The following is a 12612-nucleotide window of genomic DNA, read 5'->3' as shown; positions in this document are numbered from 1 at the left end:
TCACGGCTTAGGTGGATGAATTAACGCGATACGTTGCCAGAAAACCACTATTTTGTGCTTTTCAGGCAACGCAAGGAATGCCACAGTGTCTTTATGGCAACAATGGACCTTGAGGAAGAACGCGCTGCAACGTCCGCTGTCCGTCGTCTTTTCGAACGGGTTGCCGATCTTCTGGGCAAAAGTCAGTCCATAAAGTTTTTGGAAATTGCCAGCGCCGTGATGTTGATCGTCGCGGGCCTTGTCACGGCTATGCTTTTGGTGGGGCAAGGGCCGCAATCGGAACCACTGGCGCCTGCTGCATCGGCGACAATGCTGGTGAGCAACTTGTTGCCAGCGACATTGCTTCTTGTTCTTTTCGGGCGGCGCGTGGCGCTGAAGCGAGCGGAGAATAGCAATATTGGCAGCAAGCAATTGCTGCACGTCCGTTTGGTGGCGATTTTTTCGGCGATCACTGCGGTGCCTACGGTTCTTCTCGTCATCTTCGCATCATTGCTGTTTCAAAGCGGTATCCAATTTTGGTTCTCGGGCTCTGCGCGCGGGATGTTGGAAAATGCGGGGGAATTGGCAAAGGGCTATTATGAAGTAAACGCCAAGGATGTCGGCGACGAAACGGTCACGATGGCGGGTGATTTCCGAAATGCATTAAGCCAAACCAACGCCAATGATCCCGCTTTTTTGAGTTATTACTTGGACCAAGTGTTCCGCAGGCGGTTAAGCGAATCTGCAATTGTGTCAGTTGGTGACGATGGAGTTCAAAGGACAGAAGCGGTCGCGACTGAAAATGATGGCCGGAAGCAGGACTGGATCGCTGCCGACATTTTGAGGAAACTGAACGCAGGCGAGGGCATGGTTATTACCAGCCGCGCAGATAGAATTGAAGCTGTCACTATATTGTTCGACACACCGCGAAGCTATTTATACGCAAGCCGCGCCTTATCAGTTCCATCCTTCGCGCTTGGGAAAAAAGCGCAATCGGTGCTTCAAGATTATGACGATATGGTCAGTCGGGCACGCACGCTGCAAATCCAGTTCAATCTTGCGCTGTATTTTGTGTCGTTGATGATTATCGGGATCACTTTGTGGGTCGCCTTGCGGGTTGCCGACCGCCTTGTACGTCCGGTGAATAATCTCGTGAACGCTGCACAATTGATTGCAGAGGGTGATTTATCCGCGCGAGTCACAATTGACCAATACCGCAACGATGAAGTTGCCTTTCTTGCGCAATCCTTCAACCGCATGACCGAACGGCTGCAGCAACAGACCAGCGTGTTGTTAGCGACCAATCATCAACTCGGTGAACGACGTCTATTTATCGAGGCCGTTCTTGAATCTGTGTCCGCCGGTGTGGTTTCTATCGATGGGGATGGCGTGGTACAACTCGCCAACTCTACTGCGGAAAAGCTGCTGAAAAATACATTCAAAACGATCGTGGGTCAAAAGTTTGCAAGCGTCGCGCCTACACTGGCTGCATTAGCCAGCGAAAGCCCGCGCGGCGTGGTGCAATTGGCGGATGGACCTGAACCACTCACGGTGGCTGTAACCGTCTCCCCGCGAGAGCAGGGCAGTGTGGTGACCTTTGAAGATATTAGCCAGCAATTGGCAGACCAACGCAGCGCGGCATGGTCGGACGTTGCGCGCCGTATTGCTCATGAAATCAAAAATCCGCTGACCCCGATACAGTTGGCCGCAGAGCGCCTGCAACGGCGGTTTGGCAAAAATATTGTCCAAGACGAAGCAATATTCGAGCAGTTGACGAGCACAATCGTCCGCCAAGTCGGTGACTTGCGTAACATCGTCGACGAATTCTCGTCCTTTGCACGCATGCCGAAGCCGTTGTTCCGTGCCGAAAACGTTCATGACATTGTGGGCCATGCAGTGTTCATGTTTGAGGTGGCACATCCCGATATCAGCTTTACCTATAATCAGGATGGCTCGTTTCCCACATTGATCTCCGACCGGCGTCAGCTGGGGCAGGCGATCACGAATATTCTCAAAAATGCGGTAGAATCGATTGAAGAGAAAAAGAAAATGGGCGACGTCGACGGTGCGATTGTTGTCGATCTGGTGGTGGAAGACAGCGGCCTGACCATTCGGATTGCAGATAATGGTATTGGCCTGCCGTCGGATCGTCAGCGGATTATGGAGCCCTATATCACCAACCGGGCAACAGGTTCGGGGCTTGGCCTGGCCATCGTGAAAAAGATTATCGAGGAACATTTCGGAGAGATTTCTCTGTCTGACAACAAGCCAGATGGCGCGGTTGTGACGTTGAAGTTCAATCCGGAAATCGTGGCGTTGCGCGTGGGGAAGCTAAATGCGTCCCCGCCACCTTCCAATTCAGATGAGGTTATGGGCTAATATGGCACTCGACATACTGATTGTAGACGATGAACAAGACATTCGGGACTTGGTCTCCGGTGTCCTTGATGACGAAGGATACGGCACCAGAACCGCAGCCTCCGCAGATGAAGCATTGGCTGCACTGGATGAACGGCTTCCGTCGCTTATCCTTCTGGACGTTTGGCTGCGCGGGTCTTCCATGGACGGGATTGAGTTACTGCGCGCCATCAAAATCCGCGATCCGCAAATCCCGGTTATCGTGTTCTCGGGCCATGGGAATATCGACACTGCTGTTGCTGCCATTGGGCAAGGTGCGGTCGATTTTATCGAAAAGCCATTTGAAGCCAGCAAGTTGCTGCACCTCGTTTCAAAGGCAACCGAAACGGAACGGCTGCGTGCTGAAAATGCCGACCTTAAGGCGCGTGTTGGGCATTCGGAGGAACTAACCGGTTCGTCGGTATCGATCAACGCGGTACGCGCAACGCTGAAGAAGGTCGCTGGCACAGGAAGCCGAATGCTTATCACTGGACCGGCAGGTGTGGGCAAAGAGGTTGCTGCACGGTTGCTGCATAGCTGGAGCCCGCGGGCAGGGTCGCCTTTCGTGTCCGTAAGTGCCGCGCGATTGTCTCCTGAAAGATTTGACGAAGAATTGTTTGGAATCGAACAGGATGGCCGTCTCGTGCAGGCGGGCATGTTGGAGAAAGCGCATGGCGGGACACTGTTCCTAGACGAAGTTGCAGACATGCCGCGCACCACACAAGGCAAGATCCTGCGGGTGTTAACTGACCAGAGCTTCGTTCGGGTAGGCGGTGACCGGCAAATACGTGTCGACGTCCGCTTTGTGTCGGCCACTGCGCGTGATCTGGCTGTCGAAATTTCCGAAGGCCGGTTCCGCGAAGATTTGTTTTACAGGTTAAACGTCGTTCCGGTCGAAATTCCACCCTTGTCAGGGCGGCGCGAAGATATCCCCGACCTCGTCAACCATTATGCCGCGCGCTTTGCATCTGAACATCGCATTTCGCCACCTAACTTCTCGGGCGATGCGATGGCAGCACTTCAGGCATGCGAATGGCCGGGCAACGTCCGGCAATTGCGTAACATCATTGAACGCACCATCATATTGGCGCCGGCAGAAGGCGTTGCGACAATTGAGGCTGATATGCTGCCGTCAGAAATCATCAACAGCTATGAAGGCGCAGAACATAATGTAACGTCTCTTATGGGAGCGCCATTACGTGAGGCGCGCGAAGCATTTGAACGCGAATATTTGCGGGTGCAGATCAAACGTTTTTCCGGCAATATCTCAAAAACAGCGGCTTTTGTCGGTATGGAGCGCTCAGCGCTGCACCGGAAGCTAAAGCTATTGGGCATTTCCGTCCGCAAAAATGCAATCGATTTTAGCGACGACGCAGAGTCTTGAGTGCAATTGCGAAGTTGGTGTTATTCGTGTAATATCCATATTGCTGTGCTTTGTGGTTGCTTGATGGGCAATCTGCGACATTCGGCGTAACGATAAATATAAACGGATAATCACAATGACTGAAAAAAATAACGGACTTCAAGACCTCTTTCTGAACTCCCTCAGAAAATCGAAGACCCCTGTGACTATGTTTTTGGTGAAGGGCGTAAAACTTCAAGGTGTTGTAACGTGGTTTGACAACTTCTCGGTGCTGTTGCGCCGCGATGGCATGTCGCAGCTTGTCTATAAGCATTCTATATCGACAATTATGCCGTCGACTTCACCGGACCGTTCATTATTCGATGATATGATGTCGCGCACCACGCACCGGCCTGGCATACTGCAGGATGTTTTTCTTTACGCTATGTGTGATAAGAATGAATCCGTTACGACGTTTCTGGTGAATGGCGTGATGCTTCAGGGCGCTATTGTCGCTTATGACCTTTTTTCGGTCATGCTGGAACGTGATGGCACGACGCAGCTTGTATATAAGCATGCCATATCCACCATTCAGCCAGCGCACGCCGTTAACCTTGCGGAATATAATCAGGGCGTCGACGAGATTGATATTTGAGCGGGTTTGAACGCAGCGAGACTGATGAGTTCGCGCGTGGCGCGCGCGCTTTGGTTATTTATCCAGAGCTGCCTGGACGGGCCTCTGTGGGTCCGGAGGCGCGCCTTGCCGAAGCTGAGGGGCTTGCACTCGCGATTGGCCTGAATGTTGTTCGCAAAAAGCATTATCGGGTGCGTTCACCGCGGGCGGTGACGCTGCTCGGCGGTGGTCAGGTTGAAGAAATAGCCGAAATGGGCCGTGATCTTGAGGCCGATCTTCTGATTGTGGATGCTTCGCTGACCGCCATACAGCAACGTAATCTTGAAGAACGCACCGGACTGAAGACGATTGATCGGACTGGGCTGATCCTGGAAATTTTTGGCGAACGCGCGGCTACAGCCGAAGGACGGCTGCAGGTCGAGTTAGCGCACCTTGACTATCAAGCGGGTCGCTTGGTCCGTAGCTGGACTCACTTGGAGCGGCAGCGCGGTGGTTTCGGCTTTCTGGGCGGTCCAGGTGAAACGCAGATTGAGGCCGACCGTCGTATGATCCGGGACCGCATGGCGCGGTTGCGGCGCGAATTGGAGGAGGTGAAAAGGACCCGTTCTTTGCATCGCGCCCGGCGCAAACGCGCACCTTGGCCGGTGATTGCTTTGGTGGGCTATACCAACGCGGGTAAATCGACTTTGTTCAATCGGTTGACGCGTGCGACCGTCCTGGCCGAAGATATGTTGTTCGCGACGTTAGACCCAACGATGCGGCAAATTACGCTACCGGGGGTGGAAAAGGCGATATTGTCCGACACTGTTGGTTTCGTCTCTGACCTGCCAACGCAATTGATCGCTGCCTTTCGCGCGACGTTGGAGGAAGTCATATCGGCTGACATTATCGTCCATGTGCGTGACATTTCTCATCCCGAGAGCGATGCGCAGCGTGACGATGTTTTGCAGATTTTGCGCGATTTGGGCGTTTTGGACGACGATCTGGAGGCGAATCAGCCCCGGATGGTTGAAATTTGGAACAAGTTGGATCTTTTGGATGATGCTCGGCGGGCGGAGTTATCCGGCATGGCCGCGCGCGATGAAAATATCTTGATGATATCGGCCGAGACAGGTGAGGGCATTGATGTATTCAAGGCATACTTGGCTGCGCTCATTGCCAAAGGAAACGATCTGCGCACTGTCAAATTGCGCACTGACGATGGCGCTGCTTTAGCTTGGTTGCATGGACGCGGTGTGGTGAGCAGGCAGTATGTTGACGGTGACATTGTCTCAATCGATGTGTCATTGAGCCGCCAATTGTGGGGCCAGTTCGAAAAACAGTTCGAAAAACAGATCGAACAGGCCGAAACTTAAGCCTGTGTCTTAATTTTTCTCTTTTACTTTCGCTTGTTGCCAAAGTTCTTCTTTTTCATCGAGTGACAAACCCACAAAAGCGTTGCCGGCAGACATTTCCATGTCGCGAAACCGCCGTTCGAACTTGGCGCTCGCTTGCTTCAGTGCATGTTCTGCGTCCACTTTATGAAAGCGCGCGAAGTTGACGACGGCGAATAGCAAATCGCCTATTTCTTCCTCTACCTGTTCGGCTGAATTAGCTTCGCTAACTTCTTCTAATTCCTCTATTATTTTATCACGTGCACCTGACTGGTCTGGCCAATCAAACCCTGTGCGCGCCGCGCGTTTTTGAATTTTCTGTGCGCGCAATAAAGCGGGAAGGGCGATGGCGACTCCTGCTAACGCGCTGTTGTCTTCATCTCCGCTGCGTTCGGCGGCTTTTATGGCTTCCCAATTGTCCGGCACCTCATGACGTGTAGCTGTGGCATCCCCGAACACATGCGGATGGCGACGCACCATTTTATCACAAATGCCACTAACGACGTCTTGCAAGTTGAACGCGCCAAGTTCGGAAGCCATCTGGCAATGAAACACGACCTGAAGCAGCAGGTCGCCAAGTTCATCCTTGAGCGATACCAGATCATTACGCTCAATCGCATCGGCAACTTCATAGGCTTCTTCAATTGTATATGGCGCAATCGTCGCAAAGTTTTGCTCAATATCCCAGGGACAGCCTGTGTCACGATCACGCAGGCGCACCATGATATCCGTAAGAGGGGTAATGTCAGCGCTCATCGGTTCACCATATCAATAAGTTCGATAATATATATTATGTTAAGTAATTCGTAATATCAGCATTGCATAAGCGTCAATTGCAATGGGCTTATTCATGGTCGTAGGACCATCATATTCGCTTCCACGCGCCAACTTTGCATGCTGTTGAGGAAGTTCATGCCCAGTACATTGACCTCGCCAAAACGCTCCGACACGACAACTTGATGGTTCTCGATGCTGTGCGGGCCAACCGCCAATAAACGGACGACGCCGCGCTTGGCGGCTATACGGCCGTTTGCGGTGCCAAGGATGATTGGATAGCCATCGGCTTCAACGCCAGCTTCTCTCGCTGTAGTCGCATTGATCGCTGTCATCGTCGCGCCACTGTCGACCATGAAGCGGACGGGTTTGCCGTTTATGTTGACCGTGAGCCAATAATGGCCATCATCCTGACGGCGCAACTCTATTGCTTCGCTGCTGATATTTTGTCCGGCGGTGCCCGATATGTCGGCTTTAACGCGATCCCAGATGCCGATAAATTCAAACCGGAAGCTGAAAATGGCAAATAAGGTCGCAAAAATGGCGATCCAAGCAAGCCCTGCCTTGGCAACATAGCCCAAGGGTAAGCGGCGCGCGGCAAGCGAGCTAACAAGTAGCAATAGGCAAACAACGCCCCAAATCATCGATGGTCCGTCTTCCATGATGTTCATCGACTTGCTTTCGTAAACAGGTCGTAGAAATTGTCTGAAGTTTGCTGTGCAAGGCTTTCCGCTGCAACGTCACGTAGCTGTGCCACAAAGCGCGCGGTATCGGCCACAAAGGCTGGCTCACCGGTTCTGCCGCGATGCGGTATCGGCGCCAAAAACGGGGCATCGGTTTCCACCAGCAATCGATCTGCGGGTAACCATTTGGCTATATCTTGAAGGTCTTTGGCGTTCTTAAACGTTACGATACCCGACAACGAGATATACAGACCCAACTCCAACGCAACCCGCGCAAATTCGGCACTGGCGGTAAAGCAATGAATAACGCCGGTGAATGGCCCTTCCCGCATTTCTTCGGTCAGTATCGCTGCCGTGTCGGCTTCCGCATCGCGGGTGTGGATGATGATCGGCAGGCCAGTTTCGCGCGACGCCTTAATATGCTCGCGAAACCCCGTGCATTGCTGCGCCCGGTCGCTTTTGTCGTAATAATAATCGAGGCCTGTCTCGCCAATAGCAACCACACGGGGATGTGCGGACTTTGCAACGAGTTTAGCACAGTCCATGCCGACATGTTGGTCGGCCTCATGCGGGTGAATGCCGACGGATGCCCACACATCCTTTTCTTGCTCGGCAAGGCCAATGACCTCATCCCACTCGCGCTCTCGCGTCGAAATATTGAGCATCGCCGACACTCCGCTTTCGCGCGCCCGCTTTAGTATCTCAGCCTGTTGTTCAACCAAGCCCTTGTAATTGAGGTGGCAGTGGGAATCGACAAACATCAGACGGAGGCCCCCTCCTCCGCTGGCAATTCAAGCCGCGGAAACAGTCCTGTTGGTTGGGCAATTTGGAAACCGCCTTCGGCCAGCGGCGAAAACCAATGCGACCCGGCACGCGCATAATTACGCACATCCTGCGGCACACCCATTTGATCGAGCAGCTTAGTGGCTGACCCGGGAATGATTGGCTGCACGGCTATGGCTAATTGCGCGATGCAGATGAATAACGTCGCCAACACCGTCTCCATCCGCTCGGGATCGGTTTTCTTAAGTGCCCATGGTGCCTGCACGTCGACATAGGCGTTACATGCAAACACGGCCTGCATCCAAGTTTCCAAAGCCTGCGACATGGCCAGTTCTTCGAAATGCACCGGAATTTGCGTCGAAACGACATTGCCGACCAATTCCAGCAAGGCCTGGTCATCAGCATGATGGCCGTGAATCGCAGGAAGATAGCCTTCGCAGTTTTTGAAAATCAGCGACAATGTCCGCTGCGCCAGGTTGCCAAAACTGTTCGCCAAATCAGCGTTTACCCGCGTCACAATGGCTTCGGGACTATAGCTGCCATCCTGCCCAAAGCTGACTTCGCGCAGCAGGAAATAGCGCAATGCGTCGACGCCAAAGAGCTGCGCTAGTTCCATTGGGTCGACGACATTGCCCAAGGATTTCGACATTTTCTCCCCGCGCGACAACAGAAAGCCGTGGCCGAATACCATTTTTGGCAAGGGCAAGCCTGCCGACATCAGGAATGCGGGCCAATATACGGTGTGGAACCGGACAATGTCCTTGCCGATGATATGGATGCTAGCTGGCCAGAATTTGCGCCATTCTTCGGTGTCATTTGGAAAGCCAATGGCGGAGATATAGGTGGTCAGCGCATCCAGCCAGACATACATGACATGGTTCTCGCTGCCCGGAACCTTAACCCCCCAGTCAAAGCTGGTGCGCGAAACGGATAAGTCCTTCAACCCGCCTTCGACAAATTTGACGGTTTCGTTCTTGCGGCTGTCGGGGCGCATAAAACCCGGGTTCGCGGCGTAATAATCCAACAAAGGTTGTTCATATTTGGAGAGCCTAAAAAACCAGCTTTCTTCAACGGTCCATTCAACGGGTGTACCCTGGGGCGACAGCTTTTGTCCCCCTTCCCCGTCGGTAAGCTCGGCTTCGTCATAATAAGCTTCGTCGCGGACAGAGTACCACCCCTCGTAGCGGTCCAGATAGAGATCGCCATTGGCCTCAAGTCGTTTCCAGATCGCCTGGCTCGCTGTGTGATGGCTATCGGCTGTCGTTCGGCAAAAATGGTCGAAAGAAATATCAAGTGTTACGCACATTTGTTTGAAATAGGATGACATTTCATCCGCAAGATCGCGCGTTGCCCTGCCCAACCCGCGTGCCGTCTGGTCCATTTTTAGGCCATGTTCGTCCGTGCCAGTGACGAAACAGACTTCTCGGCCATTCAGCCGCTGAAAACGTGCAATAGCATCTGTGGCAATTGCCTCATAGGCGTGGCCGATGTGCGGTTTCCCATTGGGATAAGCGATTGCGGTGGTGATGTAGAAAGGTTCGGACATGGAAACTCTTAATATTGGCTATGGGCGCGCTGTATGCGCTTGAATCGATGCCAGCAAGCTTCCCATTTGGAAGACAACGCTTTGTTTGTCCAAACTTAACGCAATGGCCCGCGCGGCAAGCCCGCTTGCTGCCTCCCAAGCGGCGACACCATTACTCGCCTGCGTGGCATCAAGCTTGCGGGTGTATTCCGCGATCAGGGACGGCGCACGGCGCAAGAAAGCCTCATAACGCGGCTGTGCAGCCTTTAACGCCAGCCTGTCTGCTAAACCACTGCGCAGTGCATTGTCGCGGTCACCCGTACGCAAGATCGACATCATGGCGTCCTCAATTTCCTTGAGGTCAAGGCCAAGAAAATCAAGCGCTTGCCCCGGTGTGCCATTGCCCAAGCGGATAAGGGCTTGAAGCTCGTCCGCACCGACCTCTGGTACCGCGCGGTGCAAAACGTTGGTCATGTCGGCGTCACTCAATGCCTCAAACCGAAGGATCTGGCAGCGCGACCGAATGGTGGGCAGCAATCGGTCACTGGCGTGGCTCACGAGGAAGAAAAAGGTGCCAACCGGCGGTTCCTCCAGCGACTTGAGCAAGGCGTTGGCCCCACCCCGCTCCAGGTCGTCCGCAGCATCGATGATGATCGCGCGTCTGTTGCTTAAGCCCGGACGTGTGGTCAGCGAATGTTGCAGCCCGCGGATTTGATCGACGGTAATGCTGCGCTTGAACTCGGTGGCATCATCAATGTCCTCATCCTCCTTCAACGGCTCCTTGGGTAGCCGCTTCACGGACAGGATATCGGGATGCGACCCACGCGCAATCATGCTCCCATAAGCATTCTCCGGGTCAACCAGCATGGCCGCAGCCCGCAGTGCAAAGGCAGACTTGCCAATGCCGCGTGGCCCAGATAAAATCCAGCCGTGGTGGATCTTATTACCATCACAAGCGGTCGCGAACTGCCGCCACGCCTTATCATGTCCGACATAATCGTTCATGCAGGCTCCAACAGGTCGCTAATTTCGGTCAGTAAGCGCGCGGTTACCTCGTCCGCTGCACCCGACGCATCGACAAGCCGCACGCGCGGTTCACACTCGGCAAAGCTCACAAAGGCGATATCGACGTCCGAATGGAAGGTCTCCGTGCGGCCCTGAATTCGGTCGGGCTGGTTCTGGTCACGTGCAGCCGCGCGGTTTGCGGCCTCTTTGGTATCGAGCCGCAACACTAAGGTTCGGTCGGGCAACATGCCATGGCTGCCGATCTGATGCAGCGTCATGATGTCAGCATCGGACAGGCCGGAGCCCGCACCCTGATAGGCCCGACTGCTGTCGATAAAGCGGTCGGAAATGACCCATTTCCCGCTGGCCAAGGCTGGCTCGATAAGACGGTCGACATGGTCGCTGCGTGCGGCGGCGAACAACAATGCCTCGGCGCGTGGCATCCACCGTTCCGCGCTTCCGCCAAGGAGCAACTGCCGGATGGTTTCCGCGCCCTCGGTCCCACCTGGTTCGCGGGTTAACAATACCTCAAATCCATGTTGGGTGATGAACGCGGCAAGCGCCGCAATCTGGGTCGATTTGCCAACCCCCTCGCCGCCTTCAATGGATATGAAACGGCCGCGCGCGGTCACAGGCGCACCCATATTGGCTGGCTCGTTAAGTCGTCCGCAGTATCAGGCATAAAATATCTGTTCCGTCGTCATATAACGCGAATGGCAGGGCCATTTGCTCTCGCCATCCGATAGGCGAATTTATCCGCCGCGTATAGCGGTCAGCAGACGCCACTCCAAAACCTAATTGCGCAATTCGTCCGCCAACAATCCGACCGACAGCGCATAGAAATTCGAACAATTATAATCCAATATGACGCGGTAATTCCCGCCGAGCAGATAGGCCGTATTGCCAACACCATCGGGTTCAATCAACGTCGCCATCATATTGTCATTCGGCCAAAACCCCCGCTGCGGTGATATTCCCAATTCCCGCCATTCGGCGATTGTCCGCCATTGGCTGTGCCGTGCAAAGACGCGGGGGCATCGCGGCGACGACATAAGCGACCGCATGACGCCGCGATTGAACGACGCCGGCACATCGACCGCAAATCCCCATAATTCACCACGCCGCCAGCCCGCATTGACGAAATAATTGGCAATAGAGGTCATGGCATCGACTTCGCTACGCCAAATGTCGGCATAGCCGTCACCATCACCATCGCGGGCAAGCCGCAAATATACCGACGGCAGAAATTGCGGCTTACCCAGCGCCCCGGCCCAGCTTCCGGTGATCGCATATTGCGGCACGCCTTTGTCGATCATTTTGAGCGCCGCGATCAACTCGCCTTCAAACAACGCCCGGCGACGTCCTTCATAGGCCAAAGAGGCCAAGGCTTCGGGTGCGTTGAAATTGCCCATGACGGACCCATAATTGGTCTCATGCCCGTAAATGGCGATCATGATTTCTTCAGGCACGCCGGTCTCATCCTCAATCCGCTGGAGCAAAGGGCGAAGCTCTGTATATTTGGCGCGGCCCCGGCTGATGCGCGATGCATCGACATGGCGCGCCTTATACGGCGCAAAGTTGGGCAAGGGCGCGCTGGACGCACCTTCGGGCTGCTGCCGGTCAAGCCGCACCACGCGGTCATTATAGGTAATCGACGGCAACACGCGGTCGAGCGTCGCTTGTGTCACACCCTCACGCAGAGCGCGTTGCCGCACCGCCGCCAGATAGGACCGGAAACCGTCCTCCTGCATTTCTGTGCCCGGTGCAGAGCCAGCGGCCCCATCCTGCGCCAGACCCGCCGGGCCAAGCACCGAAGCACTCGCACATATTGCCATCGTCATCACAATTTTACGGTAAAAGCGCACTGGACTCCCTCATATTTGATTGGGACATAGTGCCACAGACAATACAGGCTGTGAATTGTTTTGGTCTTGTCGAACAACCATTTCATCGCGTGGCTTGGCCAAGCGGCACATCATCTACGCTTGCCATCGTAAAGCGCACTAGCTAGGGGACGCATCGTAAGCGGACAGGTGGCCGAGTGGTTTAAGGCAACGGTCTTGAAAACCGTCGTGGGTGGAAGCCCACCGTGGGTTCGAATCCCACCCTGTCCGCCA

The 12612-nt window shown here is 54.3% G+C and carries 11 protein-coding genes and 1 tRNA gene; 5 read left to right on the top strand and 7 right to left on the bottom strand.

The features are described from left to right. Nucleotides 1-93: 93 nt before the first annotated feature. The 4 genes from HEQ34_RS11120 to hflX all read left to right on the top strand — a co-directional run bounded on the left by HEQ34_RS11120 (nucleotide 94) and on the right by hflX (nucleotide 5707). A complete protein-coding gene (locus HEQ34_RS11120; protein ID WP_296200389.1) occupies nucleotides 94-2358 on the top strand; it encodes an ATP-binding protein in 2265 nt (754 codons plus the stop codon). A 1-nt stretch (nucleotide 2359) separates the two neighbouring features. Next, nucleotides 2360-3760 carry a sigma-54 dependent transcriptional regulator gene (locus HEQ34_RS11115; RefSeq protein WP_296200387.1) on the top strand — a complete coding sequence of 467 codons (1401 nt, stop codon included), beginning with the start codon at nucleotides 2360-2362 and terminating at the stop codon, nucleotides 3758-3760. A 115-nt stretch (nucleotides 3761-3875) separates the two neighbouring features. Continuing rightward, nucleotides 3876-4373: an RNA chaperone Hfq gene (gene hfq, locus HEQ34_RS11110; RefSeq protein WP_296200385.1), complete on the top strand. Its 498-nt coding sequence runs from the start codon at nucleotides 3876-3878 to the stop codon at nucleotides 4371-4373. Next, a complete protein-coding gene (gene hflX, locus HEQ34_RS11105; RefSeq protein ID WP_296200383.1) occupies nucleotides 4370-5707 on the top strand; it encodes a GTPase HflX in 1338 nt (445 codons plus the stop codon). The genes hfq and hflX overlap by 4 nt, the downstream gene beginning before the upstream one ends. A gap of 9 nt (nucleotides 5708-5716) precedes the next feature. Here hflX and mazG read toward each other — a convergent pair whose 3' ends face one another. The 7 genes from mazG to HEQ34_RS11070 form a co-directional block, all read right to left on the bottom strand. Beyond that, the gene (gene mazG, locus HEQ34_RS11100) at nucleotides 5717-6481 is read right to left on the bottom strand and encodes a nucleoside triphosphate pyrophosphohydrolase (RefSeq protein ID WP_296200381.1); all 765 of its coding nucleotides are present in this window, start codon (nucleotides 6479-6481) and stop codon (nucleotides 5717-5719) included. A gap of 92 nt (nucleotides 6482-6573) precedes the next feature. Beyond that, complete coding sequence (locus HEQ34_RS11095) at nucleotides 6574-7170, bottom strand: TIGR02281 family clan AA aspartic protease (RefSeq protein ID WP_296200379.1); 597 nt, start codon at nucleotides 7168-7170, stop codon at nucleotides 6574-6576. Beyond that, the gene (locus tag HEQ34_RS11090; RefSeq protein ID WP_296200377.1) at nucleotides 7167-7943 is read right to left on the bottom strand and encodes a TatD family hydrolase; all 777 of its coding nucleotides are present in this window, start codon (nucleotides 7941-7943) and stop codon (nucleotides 7167-7169) included. Before HEQ34_RS11090 ends, HEQ34_RS11095 begins: the two co-directional genes overlap by 4 nt. After that, complete coding sequence (gene metG, locus HEQ34_RS11085) at nucleotides 7943-9511, bottom strand: methionine--tRNA ligase (RefSeq protein ID WP_296200375.1); 1569 nt, start codon at nucleotides 9509-9511, stop codon at nucleotides 7943-7945. The genes HEQ34_RS11090 and metG overlap by 1 nt, the downstream gene beginning before the upstream one ends. A gap of 18 nt (nucleotides 9512-9529) precedes the next feature. Then, entirely contained in the window at nucleotides 9530-10495 is a 966-nt protein-coding gene (locus tag HEQ34_RS11080; protein ID WP_296200373.1) for a DNA polymerase III subunit delta', read from the bottom strand. Then, complete coding sequence (gene tmk / locus HEQ34_RS11075; RefSeq protein ID WP_296200371.1) at nucleotides 10492-11139, bottom strand: dTMP kinase; 648 nt, start codon at nucleotides 11137-11139, stop codon at nucleotides 10492-10494. The genes HEQ34_RS11080 and tmk overlap by 4 nt, the downstream gene beginning before the upstream one ends. Nucleotides 11140-11289: 150 nt before the next feature. After that, on the bottom strand, nucleotides 11290-12246 hold the full coding sequence (locus tag HEQ34_RS11070; protein WP_296200434.1) for a lytic transglycosylase domain-containing protein: 957 nt from the start codon (nucleotides 12244-12246) through the stop codon (nucleotides 11290-11292). 276 nt (nucleotides 12247-12522) lie between these two features. Between HEQ34_RS11070 and HEQ34_RS11065 the strand changes: the two genes are divergently transcribed. Then, nucleotides 12523-12612: transfer RNA gene (locus HEQ34_RS11065), tRNA-Ser, on the top strand.

It is taken from the genome of Sphingorhabdus sp. (assembly GCF_023910635.1).
Lineage (GTDB): Bacteria > Pseudomonadota > Alphaproteobacteria > Sphingomonadales > Sphingomonadaceae > Sphingorhabdus_B.
The sequence above is the reverse complement of the archived record's forward strand: the minus strand, read 5'-3'. Positions and strand labels throughout refer to the sequence as shown.

What these genes read in the sequence shown, in the direction of transcription:
- HEQ34_RS11120 (WP_296200389.1), top strand. Translation starts at nt 94, where the DNA reads ATGGCAACAATGGACCTTGAGGAAGAACGCGCTGCAACGTCCGCTGTC.
- HEQ34_RS11115 (WP_296200387.1), top strand. Translation starts at nt 2,360, where the DNA reads ATGGCACTCGACATACTGATTGTAGACGATGAACAAGACATTCGGGAC.
- hfq (WP_296200385.1), top strand. Translation starts at nt 3,876, where the DNA reads ATGACTGAAAAAAATAACGGACTTCAAGACCTCTTTCTGAACTCCCTC.
- mazG (WP_296200381.1), bottom strand. Translation starts at nt 6,481, where the DNA reads ATGAGCGCTGACATTACCCCTCTTACGGATATCATGGTGCGCCTGCGT.
- HEQ34_RS11095 (WP_296200379.1), bottom strand. Translation starts at nt 7,170, where the DNA reads ATGAACATCATGGAAGACGGACCATCGATGATTTGGGGCGTTGTTTGC.
- HEQ34_RS11090 (WP_296200377.1), bottom strand. Translation starts at nt 7,943, where the DNA reads ATGTTTGTCGATTCCCACTGCCACCTCAATTACAAGGGCTTGGTTGAA.
- metG (WP_296200375.1), bottom strand. Translation starts at nt 9,511, where the DNA reads ATGTCCGAACCTTTCTACATCACCACCGCAATCGCTTATCCCAATGGG.
- HEQ34_RS11080 (WP_296200373.1), bottom strand. Translation starts at nt 10,495, where the DNA reads ATGAACGATTATGTCGGACATGATAAGGCGTGGCGGCAGTTCGCGACC.
- tmk (WP_296200371.1), bottom strand. Translation starts at nt 11,139, where the DNA reads ATGGGTGCGCCTGTGACCGCGCGCGGCCGTTTCATATCCATTGAAGGC.
- HEQ34_RS11070 (WP_296200434.1), bottom strand. Translation starts at nt 12,246, where the DNA reads ATGCAGGAGGACGGTTTCCGGTCCTATCTGGCGGCGGTGCGGCAACGC.